A 21,681-nucleotide genomic window follows, 5' to 3' on the forward strand; every position below is an offset into this window, starting at 1 on the left:
ATCATTGCGGGCTTGCGACGGGCGGCTGGCACGCTGCCCCGCAATTTCGCAGAGCATTCGTCCTTTGCGTTATCGGAACGCCCTGTCCCTGCGCCGGCATGCGGCGGAGGATCTCCTGCGCAGCAAATTCGGCCCCGGCACGACTGAAATGCGCGTTGGGCGCGTAGAGAAGAATGGGCTGGGCTTGAGCGCGCATGGCCTCATGGAGATCGATAACCTCGACGCCCTCGGCCGCGGCGGCGGCGAGAACCTTTCTCCTCAGCGGGTCGAAGGGGCGGTCCGATGAGAACGGTCCGATGAAGCGGTCCATCCTCGGCACGTAGACGAGCCTGAATGAACCGCCCCAGCTCTCGGAAAGTGCTTTCGCGCGATGCAATACCTGTCTGAACTCCGGGTTCGCTGGCGTAATCTTCGGATAGACCAATCCCAGTCTCGTGAGAGTTTGCTGCAGGGCGAAAAAATTGCGCATCAGGGCGGTTCTGGTCAGAAGATCGATGCTCTTCACCGGGACATTCTTGCGTTCGGCCAAAATGCTCCGGGCCTCGCGCATGGTCGCTTGCGCTGTCGATTGCGAACCGTAGTTCGCCTCCTGCGAAAGCGCTGCGCGAAGCCAGGGCACTGCAAGTTCGCGGTCCAGATTCTCCCAGTCATTGCCTTCGAAGAAGACCATCATCACATGCCGGGGACGTAATGTTTCACCAAACCGGCCGAGCATAGCGAGTTCGAGCAGTGGACCATTTCCTCGTATGCCCATGCTCGCAGTGTTGAGGCCACCGGCCCGCAGCCTCGCTGCAAGGTCCTGGCCCGAGGGCAGGCAGAAGCCCTCGACGACGGAGTCTCCCAGGAGCATCAGGTCCAACCGGCGGTCATACACATCGTCCGGATTGTTGAAGCCGTAGCGGTCCGCCATGTAGCTTACGATGCCACTTTTCGACGTGCACAGCACCACCTGCGTCGACGGGAAACCGGACAGCAGGGCCTCGGGAAGTTCGTCGGTGCCGGACAGCCGATTCAGGCCACGCAATGTGAAGCCAGGCACGGCGTTCTTGTTGCGCCTCAGCGTTTCGGCCTGCGCCGCGCTGAGCTGGCCGAACATTTCCAACCGGACCGAGACGACCGAGACCGTGTGCATCGCCTCGAAGAGGAAGAGGGCGAGCAACATGCTCGAGGCAGAAATGCCGACAACTGTAGAAAAGCGCGGCTTCGCGAGTAAGCCGATGCCCATCAAGGCTGCTCCCAGCAGGCCTGGAATCAGCACGTAGCGGATGAAATGCGGGGTCTCGGCTGCGAATAGTTGGTAATTCAGCAGAGCGTAGATCGGACTCAACAATAGGTACAAGCCGGGCACTGCGCATACCAAAAGCCCAAGATGCCGCTTTGTCATGACCTCTTGTCCTCCTCGCAAACCGTTCAGCAAGACGCGCGCTTGCCGACCGCTCGTTCAAGCGGCCGATTCCGACTTGTCTGTTTTGACGGCTTTGGCTGATAAAGGTCTTATCTCTTGCACTTGAATTCACACAAATGGATTGAGAATAGAACTTATGGGCAGCATTTTTTGTCCGGCGGAATATAAGGAGTTTTGCTGGTCGAGTCTCCCCAAAAACGCCCGGTCGGCCAAATGGTCTGATTGAAACCGCCCTTTTCGTTTCAGCCGCAAGCACGCCTCGGCGGCCGCCTATATCCAATGGCATATTGACCGGAACGGTCGTCGATTGTTCTATACCACCGCCCCTATACGGGGCCTTTCAGGCAAGACGCGACGGCATTTCGCGTATAACGTATTTTAGGGATTAGCACTGGCCGCTGAGGAAGTGCACAATGAACCAGTCGCACGAACCTTTTTCCGAGCACGCCTTGGAGGGGCCGTCGAACCGCAGCTTCGGCTACACGGTCGGCGGCATCCTCCTCGCTTTCGTTCTCGTAAGATGGATTATCAGTGGCGGACTGACTCCCATCACGACGGCGCTTGCGGTTGTCGGCGGTGTCCTCGTCCTGTTGGCGTTCGCCGCTCCCGACTGGCTCGCCGTGCCAAACCGGCTGTGGACCAAGCTCGGCCTGTTGCTGTTCAAGATCGTCAATCCGGTGGTGATGCTGCTGATTTATGCGGTCGCCTTCGTGCCGATCGGGGTTTTTTTGAAGCTGCGCGGCTACGATCCGCTCGCTGCCGCCTTCGACAAGAGCGTCGACACCTACTGGAACAAGCGGTCACCACACGAACCGGATCCGACGACGATGCGCAATCAGTTCTGACCGCAGGCAGTTCTGAAGCGACAAACCGGCGCCGGGTTATGGCTGGAGGAAATGCGACATGGAACTGGTACGTGAGCTCTGGGCCTATATGGGCGTGCGCAAGAAGTTCTGGCTATTGCCGATCTTTATCGTTCTCGGTGTTTTCGGTGCATTGGTGGTCCTGACCCAGGGCACCGCGGTGGCGCCGTTCATCTACACCCTGTTCTGAGCCGGGCCGCCCCATGCGTATTCTCGGTATCTCGGCGTTCTACCACGACAGCGCCGCGGCGCTGGTCGAAGACGGGGTGATCGTCGCCGCCGCCCAGGAGGAGCGGTTCACCCGCAAGAAGCACGACGCCGCCTTTCCGGCCGAGGCGGCGGCCTATTGCCTGGCGGCGGCCGAATGCGACATGGCCGACATCGACCACGTCGTCTTCTACGACAAGCCGTTTCTGAAGTTCGAGCGGTTGCTGGAGACCTATCTGGCGACGACGCCGCGCGGCTTCCGCTCCTTCAGAATGGCGATGCCGCTCTGGATCAAGGAAAAACTGTTTCAAAAGAAACTGTTGCGCAGCCAACTGGGAAAGCTTGCCGGATCGAAGGAATGGTCCGGCTCACTGCTCTTCACGGAGCATCATCTGGCGCATGCGGCCAGCGCGTTCTTTCCGTCGCCCTTCCAAAGCGCCGCGGTGCTGACGATGGATGGGGTCGGGGAATGGTGCACGACGTCGCTCGGCCATGGCCGCGACAACGATCTCGAGATCCTCAAGGAGATCCGCTTCCCGCACTCGCTCGGGCTGCTTTATTCGGCGTTCACCTACTACACCGGCTTCAAGGTCAATTCCGGAGAGTACAAGGTGATGGGCCTGGCGCCCTATGGCCGCCCGCAGTTCGCGCAGAAGATCCTGGATCATCTGATCGACCTGAAGGAGGATGGGTCGTTCCGTCTCGACCAGCGCTATTTCGACTACTGCGCCGGTCTCACCATGACCTCCCCGGCCTTTCATCGGCTGTTCGGCGCCGAGCCGCGCAAGCCGGAATCGCCCCTGACCCGGCGCGAGATGGATCTCGCCGCGTCGATCCAGGCGGTCACCGAAGAGGTCGTCTTGAGACTGGCCCGGTATGCCCGCCAGGAAACCGGCGAGCGTCGGCTTTGTCTCGCCGGCGGCGTCGCTCTGAACTGCGTCGCCAACGGCAAGCTGCTGCGGGAGGGGATTTTCGACGACATCTGGATCCAGCCGGCGGCCGGCGATGCGGGTGGCGCGGTCGGCGCGGCGCTCGCCGCCTGGCACGGTTATCTCGGACACGGCCGCGTTCTCGACGGAAGGGACCGCATGGCCGGCGCCTTTCTCGGCCCCGGCTTCGACCAACGCGACATCGAGAAGCGGCTGTCGGCCGCCGGCGCCGTCTACACCGTGCTTGACGACGACGCGGTGATCGCCCGCACCGTCGACGCGCTGGTCGACGACAAGGCGGTCGGATGGATGCAGGGCCGCATGGAGTTCGGACCGCGGGCGCTGGGCGGCCGGTCGATCCTCGGGGATCCGCGCTCGCCGACGATGCAAAAGACGCTCAATCTCAAGGTCAAATACCGCGAAAGCTTCCGCCCCTTTGCCCCGTCCGTCCGGCGCGAGGATGTGGCGGAGTGGTTCGACATTGACGCAGACAGTCCCTACATGCTGCTCGTGGCCGATGTGCTCGACCGGCGGAAACTGCCGCTCGGTCCGAACGAGGCCGACCTGTTCGGCATAGACCGCCTGAACGTGCCGCGGTCGGAGATCCCGGCCGTGACGCATGTCGATTATTCGGCCCGCGTGCAGACGGTGCATCCCGACACCAATCCACGCTATTGGGCGCTTTTGAGCGCCTTCAAGCAGCGAACCGGCTGTCCCGTGCTGGTCAATACCAGCTTCAACGTCCGCGGCGAGCCGATCGTCTGCACCCCACAGGATGCCTTCCACTGTTTCATGGGCACCGAGATCGAATGTCTCGTCGTCGGCAACTGCTTTTTGAGGAAGGAAGATCAGCCGTCGCACCTGCGGCAGGACTACAAGGACCGCTTCGCGCTCGACTAAAGCGCCGCGCTTTGGAACGCGCAAAGGACGCTCAAGCACTTTTGAGAGCATCCTTCTGCTTTCAGTGACTGACCGGAAAGGAGGATGCCCTAACGTCTGCACTCAATCTAAGCTACGATCTTGTACTCGATTTTTTGTGCGGCACTGATCTCGCAGCATCGCCTCGCCGTCGCCGCCGGTCTTCCCCCGGACGGCGGGCGTCTGCACGACCATATGGCCGACCCAGCCACATGGTTTCGCCCATCATTCCTTCACTTCGGTTCCGTCGGGATCGAAGACGGCCTCTAGGTCCCTCCCCTGATAGGCTATCTGAAGCTCGTAACTTTCCTTGCCGTCGCGCATCAGCTTCTCAGCAAGCTTGATCTTTCCGCCGGCGAATTTGGTGTTAACGGCCGTGCGCACCGCCTGAGGCACCGCTTCCATGGGCATTGATTCCTCGACGACGAGGAGCCCACCATCGCGATCATACGACACATCACGCGCTGTCTCGCCTTCGATGCTTTCGATTTCATAGACCAGCTCTCCGTTTTCGACTTCCTCGGCACAGGCCTTGATCGTCGCCTTGGGATACGCCTTGTCGAAGACGTCTCGCACCGCCGACGGCACCTTCTCGCAGGCGATCTCCTGTTCCTCGGCGGATACGTCGGTCGCTCCTGGCAAGAAAAAGGCGAGTGCACCGAGCGCTACATAGTGACGAGCAAGTTTCATTGAGGGCCTCCTGGATAGGATCTCATCGAGCTTTCGCGTTGACTCCATCAGTAAACATCTGCCTCGGCCCTTCAGCAATCCCCACGACCGGTCTACATAATTTTGTCTATGTGCAAATTTCGTAAAGTAGTATAGTTTCTATATGAAGGGGAAATTCTGGGGTTTCAAAATTCTATGTAGTTTTTATGATATTGTAGTTTCCTTAAAATTGTCTTTTATGCAAAGTATTGCATACGGGTTGCGTGAATTATATTGGCGGAGAATTTATAAATTATCCGCCAGAGACACCTCCCACCAAGATATAAACGCGCTGCGATATCGATTGGACCCCGACATTTAACGCGGGCAACTTTTGCATCGCATCAAAAATACATTCGAATGCAGCCTTCTTTACTTCTTACTTCGCAAGGGCCTCAAGGAGGTTCACATGAAGGCAAAACGCTTCAGCATCCCTGGTTGCCGGGACAGCCCCCGAAAGGCGGGGCATGCGCATTAACGAGCACAGAATAATCGGCATTTGAAGCAGAGGCCCGAGCTCGCATCACCTTGGCGAAAGGGCGCACCCGCAAGCGTCAGCATAGTCGGCTGTAAGATTATCTCGTCCGCGTAGCCGGCTAGCCGCCTAAAGATCGGATGATCGCGAGACGAGCTTCACTAGGACGGACTGGTGAGAGACTTTGCCTCGGAGACACGCCATGTTGAGCAAGATCATCAGCTTGAGCCTGCAGTTTCGCTATCTGGTACTTCTTTGCGCTGCTGCTTTGTTATTCACGGGGATTTCGCAACTCCGCACCAAATCGGTCGATCTCCTCCCAGAGTTCCGACCGCTGGAAGTGGAGGTGCAAACGGAAGCACTCGGGCTGGCGGCCGCTGAAGTCGAAGCGCTCATCACAAATCCTCTGGAAGAAATCCTGACCGGGGTTCCATGGCTAGAGGCAATGCGCTCCAATTCAATCACCGGCCTGTCCTCGGTGCTTCTCGTTTTCACCCCTGGTACCGACATGATGAATGCGCGCCAGATGGTCCAGGAGCGGCTCCTGCAGTCGAGTGCTCTTCCGAAAGTCTCGAAACCCCCGACCATGCTGCAGCCGGTGTCGTCGCTAAACCGGACCATGCAGATCGGCCTGTCTTCGGATAACCAATCTCTGATCGAGCTCTCGGTTCTCGCGCGCTGGAAGATCAGGCCGCGGCTGATGAGCGTAGCAGGTGTCGCGAACGTATCCATCTGGGGGCAGCGCGAGCGCCAGCTTCAGGTCCAGGTGGATACCGGGAAACTCAGAGACAGGGGTGTTGAACTCAATGATGTCATAAAGGCGGCTGGAGACGCGCTGTGGGTTTCGCCGCTGACCTTCCTGCGTGCCTCTACGCCCGGAAATGGCGGCTTCATCGACACGCCCAGCCAGCGCTACGACATTCGGCATCTTCTTCCCATTTCGTCCCCCGATCAACTTGCTCGGATATCGTTTCCCGCCGCAGATGGCTCCACATTGCTTCTGAGCGACGTCTCGACCGTGGTCGAGGGGCATCAACCGATGATCGGCGATGGCATCGTCAAAGATGCGCCGGGGCTTGTCCTAATGGTTGAGAAGTTGCCTGGAGCCAACACCCAGCAGGTGACGGAAGGCGTCGAACGCGCACTTGAAGCATTGAAGCCGGGCTTGCCTGGCGTCGAGATCACCGCCAGCGTCTTTCGACCGGCCACCTTTATTCAGACTTCGCTCAGCAATCTCTCCCGTGCGCTCATCCTGGGTGGCCTGTTGGCAGTGCTGGCCTTGATCGCACTGACGAGGGATTGGCGCGCGGCGCTCGTGGCGCTCGTCGCGATCCCGCTATCATTGCTGGCCGCATGGACCGCTTTTGTCTTATCTGGAACAACGATCAACGCGATGATCCTGGCGGGCCTCGTCGCCGCTCTCGTTGTAGTGGTCGACGATGCGGTCATTGATGCTGACAATATCAGGCGCAGGTCCCGCGATCATCGTGGCGCCGAACCGGCCTCGGCCAAGGTCTTTGCCGCAGCGATGGAGGTGCGCCGGCCACTCCTCCATGCCACAGCGATCGCCGTGCTGCTCACGCTCCCGTTCCTCTTCCTTCGCGGAACTGCGGGTGCATTGCTTCAGCCGCTCTTTCTTTCGATCCTGGTCGCATTGCTCACATCGACGATCGTCGCCCAGACCGTTACACCCGCGCTGAGCCTTCTTCTCATGCCGAATGGAGCCCAGAGAACCGGCGAGCCGCCTTCCCTGGGGATCCGGAAACGGTACGAAGGTCTTCTGTCGGGAGTTCTCGCATCACCGAAAACGGCGGCTTTGGCTATCGGGCTGCTTGTGCTCACGAGCCTTCTGACGCTGCCCTTCCTTCGCCCCTCTCTGCTTCCTGCCTTCAAGGATCGCGACCTGTCGGTCAGCTGGAAGATGCCACATGGGACCTCGTATCCGAAAATGAGCCAAATATTGAGCGAGGCCTCAAGCGACGTAAGAAGTATTGCCGGCGTTCGTGACGTCAGTGCCATTTTGGGGCGCGCCATTCAGTCGGACACCGTTGCGGGGGTCAACTCCGGCGAACTGTGGGTGAGCATCGCACCGGATGCTGATTATGACGCGACGGTGACAGCTGTCCGGCAGGCCCTTGAAAAATATCCGGGAGTCCGCGGCGAACCCATGTCATTCGCTACCCGAAGAGTTCGGGATTTGATGACCGATGACGGCGAAGCTGTGGTCGTCCAGATCTACGGTCCCGCTTGGGATCTTCTGCAGAGCGCGGCAGAGGAGATTCAGCAGGCCCTTTCGGATGTACCTGGCATCGTGGATCCTCGCATCCGCAATCGCGAAGAGGAGCCCAGCGTCGAAATCGAGGCCGACCTGGCTGCGGCGGAACGCTACGGACTCAAGCCGGGGGATGTTCGTCGCGCGGCGGCCACTCTGATGGGTGGCATCGAGGTCGGCAGCCTCTACGAAGAGCAGAAGATTTTCGAGGTGGTGGTCTGGGGTGTGCCTGAGATGCGGCGTGACCCCAACCTGATCAGTGAGATATTGGTCGATACTCCAAAGGGAGAAAAGATCCGCCTGGGCGATGTCGCGGATGTGCGTCTCACCTCGAACTTCGCGGCCATCAGGCGAGACGGCGCCTCGCGGCACGTGGAGGTTGTCGCGGATGTCCGAGACCGCGATCTCGGCGCGGTCCTGGCCGACGTCGGGATGAAGCTGAAGGGCATCAAGTTCCCTCTCGAGTACCATCCTGAAGTCATTGGAGAAGGCGCCGGGTGGGACAGTACCTTCGCTTGGGTTGCCAGCCTTGGTATTGCTGCTGCCATTGGAGCGTTCTTCCTTCTGCAAGCCTCTCTCGGAAGCTGGCGTCTTGCTGCGCTGGTCTTCATCCTCTCGCCGGTTTCATTGACGGGCGGTATCCTGGCAGCGCTTGCGGGCGGCGGCATTGTTACAATTGGATCGCTTGCGGGACTGTTGGCAGTGCTTTTGATCACGACGCGCGGCGCAATCATGCTCGTCCACCGCTTCCAGCGCCTCGAGCAAGAGCAACGGCCCCTTCGATCGGATCTCATCCAGTCCGTCGCGGGATCACATTGCATCCCCATTGTGATCACCGTAGTGGTCACAACGATCATCCTTCTCCCGCTTGTCACCTGGGGCGTGGCGCCGGGGATGGAAATCGTGCACCCGATGGCTGTGGTCATCGTTGGTGGTCTCGTTACATCCACGCTCCTCATTCTGTTTGCTCTGCCTGTCTTTTACTCGGTTCTGCGCGTGAGACCCGAGCCGGAAGTCATGCTCGAGCCGGAAGTCCAAGCCGATGGGAGTATCAAACATGCGGCCGAGTAATCTTTGGATTGGCCTCGCGCTCATCATGGCAGGCTTGCCCTGTCCGGGTGAGCGAGCCGAAGCTGCTTCCGTCGGCAAGGGCGAGCCGGCCCATGTCGAACCCGAACCGGGAACGAAATTCAATCGCGTCATCCTGGAACCAAGTGCTTTCAAGCGGCTGGGAATAGAGACCACTGCAGTTCGCGAGACGATAGCCATTCGAAAACGTCGGGTCGCAGCAGTTGTGGTGGATGCGAACGAGGTGGAGCAGACCGGCCTCGATGCCGGACCGCCGAACGAGATTGCGGCGGGAGCGCGTTCGGAGCTCTCGCCCACCCCCGAAAACTTGCCCGCCACAGTTGCCGGAAGAGTGTGGGTGCGCGTTCTGCCGATCGGCGACGTCCCCAAGGTGGCGCGGGACCAACCTGCGCTCCTCATACCGCTGGCCAAGGGCAGCGAGTCCGGCAAGGTGCGAGCGCACGTCGTGTTCCCGCCGATCTCGGGCGGCGACGGTGATGGAGGCCTGTACTGTGTCGTGGATGGAGCGGACACGGCCTTGGCTCCAAAGACACCTGTTCTCATCGAGCTGCCGTATGAGGCCACGCCAAGAAAAGCCGTCCCGTTCAGCGCAGTCTTCTACGACGAGCACGGCCAAGCATGGGTCTATACGAATTTGGAGCCGCTTACATTCATCCGGCATCCCATCCAATTGGATTACGTCGTCAAGGATCTGGCCTTTCTGTCCGAGGGCCCCCCAGTGGGTACTGAGGTCGTAACGGTCGGAGCGCCCATGTTGTACGGCATCGAGTTTGGGATCGGCCATTAGCCGGGAGGCCTAGCCATGATGCGCTGGATCGTCGAAGGAAGTCTCAAGTTACGTTTCTTTCTGGTTTTTGCCGCCGCAATGTTGGTCTTCTTTGGGGTCGGCCAACTTCGCGAAATGCGGACCGATGTGTTTCCTGAATTCGCGCCCCCCCTCGTAGAGATTCAGACCGAGGCGCTTGGACTTTCGACCGAGGAGGTCGAATCTTTGGTCACGCTGCCGCTGGAGCTATCGTTTGCGGGCACTCCCGGGTTGGAGATCTTGCGCTCAAAGTCGGTTCCCGGACTGTCATCCGTCGTTCTGATCTTCGGGCGCGGGACCGATCTGCTTTCGGCGCGGCAACTGGTGCAGGAGAGACTTGCAGTCGCAAAGCCGTTGCTCCCCAACGTGGCACGGCCGCCCATCATGATTCAGCCGCTATCCGCGACAAGCCGGGTCATGAAGATCGGCCTGTCCTCCAACGAAATGTCCCTCGTCGCTCTCTCGGAGATCTACCGCTGGACGATCCGTCCAAAGCTTATGCACGTTCCAGGCGTAGCGAATGTGGCCGCGTGGGGTGTTCGCAAACGCCAGCTGCAAGTTCAGGTCGATCCGCAGCGGCTCAGGGCTCTCGGCATCACGCTCGATCAGGTGCTGGAGACAACGGGCGACGCTCTCAATGTCGGCTTGCTGCCGCACAAACGCCAATCGAAAACGGAGACAGGAGGACTGATCGATGCAGGTGATCAAAGGCTGAACGTGCGACACATACTCCCGGTGACAAACCCGGATAATCTGTCCCGCGTCGCCTTTCATGCCGAGAGCGATTCGTCCTTGCGCCTCGGCGAAGTAGCCGACGTCGTGCAAGGCCATCCGCCGTTGATCGGCGACGGAATCGTGAATGATGGCCCCGGTCTTCTGCTGATCGTCGAAAAATTTCCTTGGGCCAACACCTTGGAGGTCACCGAGGGGGTGGATGAGGCGCTGGAGCTTCTCAAGCCTGGCCTTTCAGGGATAGCAATCGATCCCACCATATTCCGCCCGGCAACATTCATCGAGATGTCCCTCGACAACCTGACGAAGGCCTTTATCGTGGGCAGCATCCTCGTGACACTGGTTCTCATCGCGTTTCTGTATCAATGGCGGGCCGCCCTGATCAGCCTCGTGGCGATTCCATTGTCCTTGGTGGCTGCGGGCCTTGTCCTGAATGCGATGGAGGCAACGATCAACACGATGGTCCTGGCGGGTTTCGCGATCGCGCTGGGAGCTGTTGTCGACGACGCAATCATCGACATCGAGAATATTGTGCGGCGCCTGCGCGAAAATCGTAGCCTCGGGCATCCGAAATCGACCGCGACCGTGGTTCTCGAAGCATCGCTCGAGATTCGTCGGGCCATCGTCTATGCGACGCTGATCATTATTCTGGCCGTCCTGCCGGTCTTCTTTCTGGATGGCTTGTCAGGTTCCTTCTTCAAGCCGCTTGCTCTGGCCTACACGCTCGCCCTTTTCGCCTCCATGGTCGTGGCACTGACCGTCACGCCTGCCCTGAGTCTGATACTGTTCTCGTGGAAGCCGCTGGACGAGAGGCCCCCCGCTTTCGTACGCGGGCTACAGGAGAGCTATATCCGAATCCTCTCCCGGATCATCCGAGCACCGCGGGCGGTCTTCGCTTTCACCGGGATCGTCACGGCGATAGGTTTGGCCGTTCTGCCTTTCCTCGGGCACTCGCTTCTGCCTGATTTTAAAGAGCGCGATTTCCTGATGCATTGGGTGACGAAGCCTGGCACGTCCTATCCGGAGATGAGCCGGATCACCATCAAGGCCAGTTCCGAGCTGCGCAACATTCCCGGCGTTCGCAATTTCGGCGCGCATGTCGGGCGTGCCGTGGCATCGGACGAAGTCGTGGGCATAAACTTCACGGAAAACTGGGTCAGCGTCGCGCCAGAAGCCGACTACGATAAGACGCTCGCGGCTATTCAGGAGGTCGTCGACGGTTATCCCGGTCTATACCGTGATGTCCAGACATACCTGAAAGAGAGAATCCGGGAAGTCTTGACTGGAGCAAGCGAGGCGGTCGTCGTCCGCATCTATGGACCTGAGTTGAACTTGCTGCGGGCGAAGGCTGACGATGTAAAAAAAGCCCTGGCGGATGTCCCCGGCCTGGTCGCCTTGCACATTGAGCTGCAGGAAGACATCCCCCATATCACGATCCAGCTCGATCTGGCCGCCGCGCGATCGCACGGAATCAAGCCGGGAGACGTCCGCCGGGCAGCGGCTACTATTCTGGCCGGTATCGAAGTGAGCGATATCTATCGCGGACCGAATTTGTACGATGTCATTGTATGGGGAACGCCTGAAACACGGCACGATGTCGGCAGCATCCGTGATCTCTTGATCGACACACCGACGGGCGGGCATGTGCGGCTAGGTGATATCGCGCAAGTGAAAGTCGCCCCCACGCCGAACGTCATCAAGCGCGAAAAGGTCTCACGGCGCATCGACGTCGCTGCAAATGTGAAAGGACGTGACCTTGGCTCGGTCGTGTCAGACGTGAAGGAGCGGTTGGCGCGCGTGGAATTCCCTCCGGAGTATCACCCCGAAGTCATTGGGGAGTACGCAGAGCGGGAAGCTGCTCAAAGGCGCATCCTGTTCTTCTCGATTGGAGCAGCGATGGGGATCTTCTTCCTGCTGCAAGCCTCGTTCCGAAGCTGGCGGCTTGCGCTCCTGGCATATCTTCTCCTGCCGGCTGCCTTGGTCGGCGGTCTCCTGGCAGCATACGCTGGCGACGGCATCATTTCGGTGGGATCGCTGGTCGGCTTTCTGACGGTTTTGGGTATCGCGGCGCGCAATGGTGTTCTGCTCGTGGACCATTATCAGCAGCTCGAACAGAACGAAGGCGAGAGCTTCGGACCGGGTCTCGTCCTGCGCGGAGCCCGTGAGCGGCTATCGCCGATACTGATGACCGTCTTGACCACGGGGCTGGCGATCGTTCCACTGGTTTATCTCGGGCAGGTGCCCGGAAACGAGATTGAGCATCCGATGGCGGTGGTCATCATCGGCGGGCTCGTCACCTCGACCCTGCTCAACCTGTTTGTCCTGCCGTCCTTGTACCTCCGCTACGGATCACGAATCGTGAGGAATTCGGCTGAGCCAACTCCAGTCGTAGGTGAGGCGGTCGGTGCGTGAAGAGGACCTCAGCGGAGATGTACCCTGCCAGACTATAAAACGACCTTGCTCAATCTCTCGTACGCCAAACGTGGGTAGATCGCCAATGATGGGGTCGTTTGGGGCACGATGATGGAACCCACCGCTTCCTTCGGCAAGCAGCAACCGGTTGATCAAAGGCCGCGCCTTCGAATTCTTCGCTTGTGCGCTGTTCTGGGGATTGGCGGCCTGTCGTTGACCCGGCCCGCGTGGAACGAAGCATCAGCGATTCACGAGTTGATCGAGCACATTGGTCTGGCGCTCGTGCTGCTGTGCATTGTTGGACGGCTTTGGAGCATTCTCTATATCGGCGGCCGCAAGAATGCGGAATTGGTGGTAAGCGGCCCTTACTCGATCACCAGGAATCCGCTTTATCTCTTCTCTACAATCGGCGCGACCGGAATTGGCTTTATGTTCGGGTCGCTTGCTGCCGCCTGTCTGTTCGGTTCGACCACCTACATCGTACTGCTCAGGACGGCGCTACAGGAAGAGCGCTTCCTGCGGAGCAGGTTTGGGCCGGCCTATCACGCATATGCGAGCCGAACCCCGCGGTTCTGGCCCAATCCGATGCTGTACCAGGAGGCTCGCGGGACAACATTTTCGCCGAAAATCGTCCGCCGGACTCTCAGAGAAGCCTGCCTCCTTCTGCTCTTCTTCCCGCTGATTGAAGCATTCGAATACTTGCAGGCCGAAGGTTCCCTGCCAACGCTTCTCTGGATCTATTGATGTTCATCGACACGGTGACGGGAACATCGGAGCATCCGCATCACCGGTCGCGGAATCTGGGGCGTGTCTGGCAGTAACAGGCCAATGCAGGTCAACGCTTGTATCGGACCGAACTGCGCCCCCCTACTGCATGTTTCCTTGAATCGGAGCCGATTTAAGGAAACATGCAGCAGTTCAAAGTGCTACAGCGACCTTCGTGCGTCTGATTCCTCGAAGGTTTCGAGGCCGCCGAGTAGGCCGCTTCGACCTCAGCGTTTTCATGAAGCTTTCGGCCATGGCATTATCATAGGGATTGCCCCTGCAAGACTTAGTGCATGTCGCCCAAAACTGTTCCGCGGTTTGGGACAACGACATGCACAAAAGCAAAGACCTGAAAGCGCGTCGCATTCATTTGCACCCGGACGACGCGATTTCGCGCGACTCAATCGGTCGCCGCCGGCGCCATGCCGTGCGCCGGTCGCGTTCGCCCGCGTCGATGGCGCTCGAACATTCCGTCATCACTTGAATTATCGGCCGGATGCCTGCAACCGCGGCCAGGACGGCCCCGTCGTGTCCGTCACCCCCCAGCGGACACGATGCATCGCTGCGGTAGGCAGGACGACAGGCGGCCCGCCGAGCCTTGGCGCATGCGCATCGCCTTCCGACAGAAGCGTGCGACTTTCCAGTTTTGGAATGGCGGTGGCGACAGAGCGGATGCTTGTCGGGGCGATGCCGTAGTCAGCCGTCAGCCTTCGGAACGTCCCGGTCGCCGCATAGATCTCGTCGGCGCATCGGACGGCCTCGCATACGCGTGCCGCGTCGCAGATCCGCACATAAAGCACGCCAGGGATGGACAACGGCAGCGTCGTCACGATCGGGTCCAGAACCAGATTGATCGCCTGGGGCGTGACACCGTTGAGAACAAAAGCCACAAGACCGGCCTGGCTTGCCCAGTATCCGGCGACGATCAGATCGGCGGGCGGCCCCCCGCCGGACTCGACAATCTCGATAACGCTTCGCGCTTGCATATGTCCGCCCTCGCTGAAAACAGGGCCAATGCGATGATCACTGTGGCAAGGCGCCAGGTGGCGCAGATCTATTACGATTTCTTTGAAAGCTTGAATGGCTAAGCTTCAAGTACGGCGCACAGACTATCGTCTTCGGCCACCCCACACCATATGCCTTTAGATATATGAGGGCTCGTTAAGCTGCGCGCCCTCCCCATGGGCCACAGATCGGCCACGACCAATGGCGACCAGCCGAGGAATTCGACAACGCCGTCATCGAATCGTTCAGCGGCAAGTTCCGGGCGGAATGACTGAACGCCAGCACGGAAGTTCCGGCTCGGAGCCATCCAAAGACGGGCAGTGCCAAAGGTCTACTGTCCGTCGTCGCGGCTCCGATTCCGGCAATCGAGGTCTCAACTTTTACCTGAATCCAACCTTGACATTCGCCCTTTCTCGGCTGTGCCGCGCGTCTAGCTGGACGCAAAGTTCGCTGTAGCACTTTGAATTGCTGCATGATTTTGTTCCTAAAACGATCCCGGTCCAGGAAACCATGCAGTAGGCGACGTTCAGCTTGTCCGCTCTTGCCGGCAGCCTGCGTGCCGGAGACGCTCAACCACTCAGAAGCAATCAATTTTATGTAAAACTATAATTGGACCGATGCCCTGAAGACTGTTTACAACCAGTAAATTACGTGCTCTTAATATAAATCATTTGCGTCGCGACCTAGCCCGTCGCGAATATAATCTTTTGTCGAATTAGATTTATCAAGCCTTTCGAGCTAGTCGACGACAAGACCTACAGACGCACCATTTTTGATCCACCATTAGGCCTTCTTGGGGAGGTGCGGTTTTCGTTCGGCTGGACGGCAGGCTTGCAGATATTCGGAAGGGGCCGTCATGCAGCGTTTTTACGCCGCCGCGAAGGCAGTGCGCGATAGTTTCCTAATGTTACCAAGAGGGGCAGCAGCAAGATCATCGGCCAAGACGTTGCTGGCGCTATGCGGTGCAGCCCTCGATATCGGCTACAGGCGTCTACGAGGGGCCGTTTTCAGCGTCCAGAAATACCCCGCCTTGTATGTTGCAGACCTTGGCTCCGCAGGCATTGCGCTCGCCGTGGCGCTGTTGCTGCGTTACGGCTTTGCAGAGCTCAGCACAAGGCCCGGAACCACCTCTGTGCTGTTGTGGTCCGGTGCTCAGTACCTCGCCATTTGCGCGTTCATCTTCCCCTTGTCCGGCCTCTATAGCCGCAACTGGAAATATGGCTCCATCTCCGATCTCTTGATCATCCTTCGCGCAGTCCTCGTAACATCTCTGTTGCTCATCTCGCTCCTGTTCTTTTCGACGAGACTGGTCGATATGCCGAGAACCGTCGTGCCGATGCAGTCGCTCCTTCTGATCGCCTTCCTCGCCGCTGCACGGCTGAGCTTTCGCGCCGAGGAAATCCCACTGGCGCGGCCCGTTTTCAAGAATGGGCGCAATAAGGGGGCGGGAGACGACCACCAGGTCCCGCTGCTGCTCATCGGAGCGGGAGACGCCGCTGAGCTCTATCTGCGCGCACTCGCCCGGGATCCGAACGCCACTCATGTGCCGGTGGCCTGCCTCGACAAGAGTGCTGACCAGCTCGGGATGAGCCTTCGTGGCGTACCGATCGCCGGGCGGATCGAGGATTTCGAACAGGTCGTGGCGGAACTGCAGCAAGTCAACAAGCGGCCGCGTCACGTTGTTTTCACCGAAGCTCCGGCGAACTTCGGTGAATCCGCGTCGGACGAGTTGCTGCGCTCCGCCGAAAGGCTCGGAATTGCAGTCTCGCGTCTGTCGCAGCTGACCGAGCTCAAGCACGCCAAGGGAGACAACCCTTACGAACTACGGTCGATCGAACTGACCGACCTCCTCGAGCGTCCGCAGGCGGCGCTCGACCGCGAGGCGATCGCCCGTCTTGTTCGTGGCCGGTGCGTGCTGATCACCGGCGCCGGCGGATCGATCGGCAGCGAGCTGACCTCGCAAGTCGCCGCGTGCGGGCCTTCGGAGATCGTGCTGGTCGACAATACGGAATACAATCTGTACTCGATCGACATGACGCTCAACGAGACGTTCCCGACGGTACCGACGTGGAGTTACCTTTGCAGCGTCCGGCGCAGCCAGCGTGTTGAGGAAATTTTCGAGCGGCATCGGCCAGAGCTGGTCTTCCACGCTGCGGCCCTCAAGCATGTGCCCATGGTGCAAATGAACCCGTGCGAGGGCGTCCTCACCAACGTCATCGGCACCATGAACGTTGCCAATGCGGCGAAGAAATACGGCACGCTTGCCATGGTCCAGGTATCGACCGACAAGGTCGTGAACTCGACAAGCATGATGGGCGCGACGAAGCGGCTTGCGGAGCTCTATTGCCAGGCGCTCGACCTCCATGGTCTCGAAACTGGGAACGGTCCGCGGTTCATGACTGTTCGCTTCGGCAACGTGCTGGGATCAAGCGGATCGCTGATCCCGCTCTTCAAGCGTCAGCTTGCGAAAGGCGGCCCATTGACCGTGACCGATCCATGCATGACGCGCTTTTTCATGACGATCCGTGAGGCCGTGGAACTGACGCTGCAGGCATCGGCCCACGGTTTTGAGAAACAGCTCGGACAGGGAGAGATATTCGTTCTCGACATGGGCGAGCCGGTCAAGATCGTCGACATTGCGCGCCGGATGATCAGGCTGGCCGGCTTCACCCCGGACCAGGACATCGAGATCAAATTTATCGGCTGCCGGCCGGGCGAGAAGCTCTACGAGGAGCTTTTCGACGACAGCGACAAGCGCACGACGTCGCCGGTGCCAGGTGTTCTGGGCGCGGTTCCGGAACCCATTCCCCTGCCGACCTTGCGGGACGCGTTCGCCCGCCTGCAGCGCTATGCGGACCGGGGCAACGACCCGGCCGTCGTCGCTGTCATTCGCGAACTGCTTCCGCGCTACGAACACGATGCCGGCAATACGAAGCGTCCCTCGGCGAGAACGAAGCGAGGCCGGCTCCAACCGAGGGGCCGCGGCAAGGCCGGGGCTCCGCAGCGCCAAGTCTACCCAGGGAGCGCTCGCGGCGGGCTTCGGTTGCCGGATTAGTTGAGGAATGGGAAGCGCGGTTCGCCTGAATTCTGTTACCGGTCACAGGCGCGTGGCCACGAGGACCGGCTCCTTCGCTCGAAGCCGGTCCGACGCCAGGTCCTCGGTCTCAGGGCCAGGCGTGCGAGCGAGTAGCGGCGACCTGCGCCGGCGTGTGACCCGGACAATCACACGTCGCTTTGCACGCTGGGAGCAACTGCATGTCGATTCGGAGGCCAACTTTGAGTTCCGCTGAACATGCCGCTCGCATGCAAACAGAGGACGTCGTCTGTTTTACGGCTCGGCCCGATGTTGCATACCCTCCAGCGCGCCGGCGGGTGATTGCCATCGTCGCAAGCCTGACGGCGTCTCTCATAATCTTTCGGTTGGAGCTGCTGAAGCGATTGGCGGGCGCCGGACATGACGTCATAGCCTTCGCTCCCGAACACGACCCGCAAGTCGAGCAGGCACTCGCCGAAATCGGCGTGCGCTTCGTTCGCATTCCCATGGCCCGAACCGGCCTCAACCCGATCGAGGACATCCGTACCTTCTGGTCGCTGCGGCAACACTTCAAGCGGCTGAAGCCCGACATGATCCTACCCTATACGATGAAACCGATCATCTATGCCGGCATTGCCGCCCGAACGCTCGGGATAGAGGAACGCTGCTTCCTCGTAACGGGTCTCGGCCACGTCTTTTCCGAAGCGGGCGGTCGCTCGTTCAAAGCATTGGCCATCCGCCACATGTGCGTCCGGCTGTATCGATCAGCGTTCAAGCGCGCGAGAGTGGTGTTTGTCTATAACGACGCCGATGCAGAAGACATTCGCCGCTACCGTATGCTGCAGGATGCTGCGTCGCCTACGATGGTTCACGGATCCGGCGTCGATCTGGAGCACTTTGCCTTTGCGCAAGCAACGCGCGAAGGGCCTGTCTTTCTCATGATTGCACGGCTCCTGCGCGACAAGGGAGTGGTGGAATATATCCAAGCCGCAAGAATCGTGCGCCGCACCTTCCCCGATGCCCGGTTTCAACTGCTCGGCCATTTTGACAGCAATCCGACCGCCATCTCGCGCGAAGAAATCAACGATTGGGTCAGCGAGGGAATATTGGACTATCTTGGCACCACCAAGGACGTGCGCCCTTATCTGGCGGCATGTAATGTCTTTGTCCTGCCTTCCTATTACCGCGAAGGCATTCCTCGGAGCATTCTCGAAGCGCTGGCGGTGGGCAGACCGATCATCACGACGGATTTACCAGGCTGCCGCGACACGGTGGAGCCGGGTGTGAACGGTATAACCGTGAAACCGCTCGACGTGATCGCGCTCGCCGATGCAATGGCGTCATTTGCCCGTGATCCGGATCTTGCGGAAAATATGGGTAGGCGCTCGCGAGAACTCGCGGAGAACAAATTTGACGTGCACATGATCAACCGGGTTCTGTTGGCCGGCATGGGCTTGCCGGATTGACGACGGTCCATGGTGCAGCGGATCATTCCTCCGATATATGCATGGGCAGCACCCAACATAGAGCCGCCGCGATGATAATGCATGTCATCACCAACTTCACTGGCAGTGCGGGTGCCGAGACTATGCTCGCACGTCTCCTTCGCGGTTCGGCCGAAGAGCATATTGTCGTCGCTTCGCTGATCGGTGTCTCGGATCGGAACCGCAATCTCGCGGATAATCCGAGAGTTACATATGTATCGTTGTCCGCCTCCTCGATCACCGCGCTCCCGGCCGCGACCTTGCGGCTCGCGCGGCTTATCCGCAAGGAACGGCCCGATGTGATCCTGTGCTGGATGTACCACGCGATGATCGTTGGCACGATCGCGGCCCGCCTTGCCGGGTGTGGAGCGTCGCTCTATTGGAATGTTCGCCAATCCCTGGACGATCCTGCTTCGCTTACGCGCGGCCTACGTGTCGCAATTGCCGGTGCAAAGATGTTGTCGAGCCAGCCCGCCGGCATCATCTACAACAGCGTGCGCGCGCTCGACTTGCATCGGGCTTACGGCTACGCAAACCGGAACATGGTTGCCATCCCGAACGGGTTCGAGTTACCGCAGATCGGCCCCACAGAGGCGACGACTGCCCGTCGGATTGGCATCGTCGGTCGATTTCATCCGCAGAAGGATCATGGCACGTTCTTCCAGGCCGTGGCTGCCGTTCGCAGGACACACCCGCAGGCCGTCTTTTCCGCGGCCGGCAACGGGCTTTCCCCCGACAACCGCGCTGTGGTCGACTTGATGGCGAAAGCGGGTTTGCCGGCGCATGCCGTCGACCTCAAGGGTGAGATCGCCGACATGCCATCCTACTACCGCAGTATCGACGTCCTGGTGTTGTCGTCCAGGACCGAGGGTTTTCCCAACGTGATCGCGGAAGCGATGAGTTATGGCAAGCCGATCGTCACGACGGACGTCGGCGATGCCGCCGCCGTCGCCGGAAATGCCGGCATTGCCGTACCGGCACGCGACCCCGCGGCACTCGCAAATGCAATACGACAGATTCTCGACCTGTCGCCTGTCGAGTATGCCCGTTACGCTCGTAACGCCCGAGCGCGCGTCGAAAATGAATACGCGATCGCCGCGATCAGGGCGAAATATTCAAGTTTCCTATGCCCTTGAGTGCGAACTTCGTGTTGCAGCGCCATCGCGGACCTCGAACCGGCACGGGCCGCCAAGCAACCCTTTCTCGACATGCAATCGAGACCCCCCGTTTCCCGCGCGGCTCGCTCAGTCGATTTTGGTTTCGCAGCCTTTTCAGGAGTTGAAATGCGTTTGATATTTTCTAGAAGAAGTAGTATACATCAGCTTTCGATTGCAGAGTGCTACGTCCTTTGGTGGTGATGAGCCGTTCCTAGGCGTAAACGCCTTTTACACCCAATGCATCGAGTATGGCCCTTTCGGGGGACGCTAGGACATCCACGATGATTCTGAAGGGGACGAATCTGTCCGAAACGATCCGCGGCACTCTCGCTGCCGACGAGATCTGGGGCTATGACGGCAACGACCGTATCTACGGCGGACTTGGCGATGACGTCATCAAGGCCGGCCTCGGTGACGACTACGTCGACGGAGGCGATGGCAACGACCGGATCGATGGCGGTATCGGTTCCGACATATTGTTCGGCGGATTGGGAAACGACATCTTCGATGGCGATGTCGGCAATGACGTCATCAACGGCGGCGATGGCCACGACCATATTCTGGGTGGTGCGGGAAACGACACGATCTATGGTGGCGCCGGCGAAGAATACGTCGATGCAGGCGACGGCGACGACATCGTCTACTGTGGCTCAGGAGACGACGGTTTCAATCAGCGGATAAACCCGGCGACCGGGAAACTGACGCAGCAGGCGGCCAGCGGCGGCGCCGGCAATGATACGATCTACGGCGAAGGCGGCAATGACGCGCTGAAAGGTCAGTCCGGCAACGACCGCATTTATGGCGGCATCGGCAACGACATCGTCGATGGCGGCGACGGGAACAATTACCTCGACGGCGGCGACGGGAACGACGTGCTTGATTCCGAGGCCGGGATCGACGACGCGCACGGCGGCTCCGGCAACGACAGGATTTCCGTGGGCGCCGGCGATGACCGGGCCTTCGGCGACGACGGTGACGACATCCTGTCAGGAGAAGCAGGCTTCGACTTCCTGAAGGGCGGCAACGGCAACGATTACGTCTATGGTGGCGACGGCAATGACAGCCTGAGCGGCGACGCCGGGAGAGACGTTCTCCTCGGTGAGGCGGGATGCGACAAGCTTTGGGGCGGGGCCGATTCCGATCGTTTCGTCTTCAAGGGAGCGCCGGCGCGGAGCGGCCAGGATACCATCATGGATTTCCAGGACGGTGTCGATCTCCTTGTCATCGAAAAGCTCGGTGTCACCAAGTATTCCGGTTCGGCCGCCAAGGGCACTGTCTGGGCGTACAACGCCACCGACGGCGACGTGCTCATCAAGGGCTACGACTCCGCCGGCAACGCCTTCTCGATCCTCGTCGACGATCCGAACGGCAAGCTCGCAGCTGCAAACTTTTCGAGAAGCGACTTCCTCTTCGCGTAACAC

The 21,681-nt window shown here is 59.7% G+C and carries 14 protein-coding genes; 11 read left to right on the forward strand and 3 right to left on the reverse strand.

Going from position 1 to position 21,681, the window contains the following annotated elements:
* Window position 1: 1 nt before the first annotated feature.
* Window positions 2-1,384, reverse strand: a complete 1,383-nt coding sequence (locus RHIBR816_RS0117480) for a GDSL-type esterase/lipase family protein (RefSeq protein WP_052522694.1) — start codon at window positions 1,382-1,384, stop codon at window positions 2-4.
* Window positions 1,385-1,818: 434 nt separating this feature from the next.
* Here RHIBR816_RS0117480 and RHIBR816_RS0117485 point away from each other — a divergent pair, with 434 nt between their 5' ends.
* The 3 genes from RHIBR816_RS0117485 to RHIBR816_RS0117495 are packed head-to-tail and all read left to right on the forward strand — an operon-like array spanning window position 1,819 to window position 4,304.
* Window positions 1,819-2,250 carry a hypothetical protein gene (locus tag RHIBR816_RS0117485; RefSeq protein WP_018237871.1) on the forward strand — a complete coding sequence of 144 codons (432 nt, stop codon included), beginning with the start codon at window positions 1,819-1,821 and terminating at the stop codon, window positions 2,248-2,250.
* 58 nt (window positions 2,251-2,308) lie between these two features.
* Complete coding sequence (locus RHIBR816_RS36085) at window positions 2,309-2,458, forward strand: DUF5989 family protein (protein ID WP_018237872.1); 150 nt, start codon at window positions 2,309-2,311, stop codon at window positions 2,456-2,458.
* Between the two features lie 13 nt (window positions 2,459-2,471).
* Window positions 2,472-4,304: a carbamoyltransferase gene (locus RHIBR816_RS0117495; protein ID WP_018237873.1), complete on the forward strand. Its 1,833-nt coding sequence runs from the start codon at window positions 2,472-2,474 to the stop codon at window positions 4,302-4,304.
* A gap of 243 nt (window positions 4,305-4,547) precedes the next feature.
* Here the strand turns inward: RHIBR816_RS0117495 and RHIBR816_RS0117500 are convergent, their stop codons facing one another.
* Entirely contained in the window at window positions 4,548-5,012 is a 465-nt protein-coding gene (locus tag RHIBR816_RS0117500) for a PepSY-like domain-containing protein (protein ID WP_018237874.1), read from the reverse strand.
* Window positions 5,013-5,707: 695 nt separating this feature from the next.
* Between RHIBR816_RS0117500 and RHIBR816_RS34320 the strand changes: the two genes are divergently transcribed.
* The 4 genes from RHIBR816_RS34320 to RHIBR816_RS34330 all read left to right on the forward strand — a co-directional run bounded on the left by RHIBR816_RS34320 (window position 5,708) and on the right by RHIBR816_RS34330 (window position 13,559).
* On the forward strand, window positions 5,708-8,848 hold the full coding sequence (locus RHIBR816_RS34320) for an efflux RND transporter permease subunit (RefSeq protein ID WP_018237875.1): 3,141 nt from the start codon (window positions 5,708-5,710) through the stop codon (window positions 8,846-8,848).
* Entirely contained in the window at window positions 8,835-9,653 is an 819-nt protein-coding gene (locus RHIBR816_RS35315; protein ID WP_018237876.1) for a hypothetical protein, read from the forward strand. The genes RHIBR816_RS34320 and RHIBR816_RS35315 overlap by 14 nt, the downstream gene beginning before the upstream one ends.
* Window positions 9,654-9,668: 15 nt before the next feature.
* Window positions 9,669-12,815, forward strand: a complete 3,147-nt coding sequence (locus RHIBR816_RS0117515; RefSeq protein WP_018237877.1) for an efflux RND transporter permease subunit — start codon at window positions 9,669-9,671, stop codon at window positions 12,813-12,815.
* 111 nt (window positions 12,816-12,926) lie between these two features.
* A complete protein-coding gene (locus tag RHIBR816_RS34330) occupies window positions 12,927-13,559 on the forward strand; it encodes an isoprenylcysteine carboxylmethyltransferase family protein (RefSeq protein ID WP_026187119.1) in 633 nt (210 codons plus the stop codon).
* 506 nt (window positions 13,560-14,065) lie between these two features.
* Here RHIBR816_RS34330 and RHIBR816_RS0117530 read toward each other — a convergent pair.
* Window positions 14,066-14,566, reverse strand: coding sequence for a hypothetical protein (locus tag RHIBR816_RS0117530; RefSeq protein WP_018237880.1), 501 nt, complete (start codon window positions 14,564-14,566; stop codon window positions 14,066-14,068).
* Between the two features lie 923 nt (window positions 14,567-15,489).
* On the opposite strand from RHIBR816_RS0117530, the gene RHIBR816_RS0117540 reads away from it, so the two are divergent.
* The 4 genes from RHIBR816_RS0117540 to RHIBR816_RS0117555 all read left to right on the forward strand — a co-directional run bounded on the left by RHIBR816_RS0117540 (window position 15,490) and on the right by RHIBR816_RS0117555 (window position 21,678).
* Window positions 15,490-17,640 carry a nucleoside-diphosphate sugar epimerase/dehydratase gene (locus tag RHIBR816_RS0117540; protein WP_245262728.1) on the forward strand — a complete coding sequence of 717 codons (2,151 nt, stop codon included), beginning with the start codon at window positions 15,490-15,492 and terminating at the stop codon, window positions 17,638-17,640.
* Between the two features lie 248 nt (window positions 17,641-17,888).
* Window positions 17,889-19,085: a glycosyltransferase family 4 protein gene (locus RHIBR816_RS0117545; RefSeq protein WP_026187121.1), complete on the forward strand. Its 1,197-nt coding sequence runs from the start codon at window positions 17,889-17,891 to the stop codon at window positions 19,083-19,085.
* A 71-nt stretch (window positions 19,086-19,156) separates the two neighbouring features.
* Complete coding sequence (locus RHIBR816_RS0117550; protein WP_026187122.1) at window positions 19,157-20,239, forward strand: glycosyltransferase; 1,083 nt, start codon at window positions 19,157-19,159, stop codon at window positions 20,237-20,239.
* A gap of 302 nt (window positions 20,240-20,541) precedes the next feature.
* On the forward strand, window positions 20,542-21,678 hold the full coding sequence (locus RHIBR816_RS0117555) for a calcium-binding protein (RefSeq protein WP_018237885.1): 1,137 nt from the start codon (window positions 20,542-20,544) through the stop codon (window positions 21,676-21,678).
* Window positions 21,679-21,681: the final 3 nt, after the last annotated feature.

The organism is Ensifer sp. BR816 (assembly GCF_000378985.1).
In the GTDB taxonomy this organism is placed as follows: domain Bacteria; phylum Pseudomonadota; class Alphaproteobacteria; order Rhizobiales; family Rhizobiaceae; genus Sinorhizobium.

What these genes read in the sequence shown, in the direction of transcription:
- RHIBR816_RS0117540 (WP_245262728.1), top strand. Translation starts at nt 15,490, where the DNA reads ATGTTACCAAGAGGGGCAGCAGCAAGATCATCGGCCAAGACGTTGCTG.
- RHIBR816_RS36085 (WP_018237872.1), top strand. Translation starts at nt 2,309, where the DNA reads ATGGAACTGGTACGTGAGCTCTGGGCCTATATGGGCGTGCGCAAGAAG.
- RHIBR816_RS34330 (WP_026187119.1), top strand. Translation starts at nt 12,927, where the DNA reads ATGGAACCCACCGCTTCCTTCGGCAAGCAGCAACCGGTTGATCAAAGG.
- RHIBR816_RS35315 (WP_018237876.1), top strand. Translation starts at nt 8,835, where the DNA reads ATGCGGCCGAGTAATCTTTGGATTGGCCTCGCGCTCATCATGGCAGGC.
- RHIBR816_RS0117495 (WP_018237873.1), top strand. Translation starts at nt 2,472, where the DNA reads ATGCGTATTCTCGGTATCTCGGCGTTCTACCACGACAGCGCCGCGGCG.
- RHIBR816_RS0117480 (WP_052522694.1), bottom strand. Translation starts at nt 1,384, where the DNA reads ATGACAAAGCGGCATCTTGGGCTTTTGGTATGCGCAGTGCCCGGCTTG.
- RHIBR816_RS0117530 (WP_018237880.1), bottom strand. Translation starts at nt 14,566, where the DNA reads ATGCAAGCGCGAAGCGTTATCGAGATTGTCGAGTCCGGCGGGGGGCCG.
- RHIBR816_RS0117545 (WP_026187121.1), top strand. Translation starts at nt 17,889, where the DNA reads ATGCAAACAGAGGACGTCGTCTGTTTTACGGCTCGGCCCGATGTTGCA.
- RHIBR816_RS0117555 (WP_018237885.1), top strand. Translation starts at nt 20,542, where the DNA reads ATGATTCTGAAGGGGACGAATCTGTCCGAAACGATCCGCGGCACTCTC.
- RHIBR816_RS0117500 (WP_018237874.1), bottom strand. Translation starts at nt 5,012, where the DNA reads ATGAAACTTGCTCGTCACTATGTAGCGCTCGGTGCACTCGCCTTTTTC.
- RHIBR816_RS0117515 (WP_018237877.1), top strand. Translation starts at nt 9,669, where the DNA reads ATGATGCGCTGGATCGTCGAAGGAAGTCTCAAGTTACGTTTCTTTCTG.
- RHIBR816_RS0117550 (WP_026187122.1), top strand. Translation starts at nt 19,157, where the DNA reads ATGATAATGCATGTCATCACCAACTTCACTGGCAGTGCGGGTGCCGAG.
- RHIBR816_RS0117485 (WP_018237871.1), top strand. Translation starts at nt 1,819, where the DNA reads ATGAACCAGTCGCACGAACCTTTTTCCGAGCACGCCTTGGAGGGGCCG.
- RHIBR816_RS34320 (WP_018237875.1), top strand. Translation starts at nt 5,708, where the DNA reads ATGTTGAGCAAGATCATCAGCTTGAGCCTGCAGTTTCGCTATCTGGTA.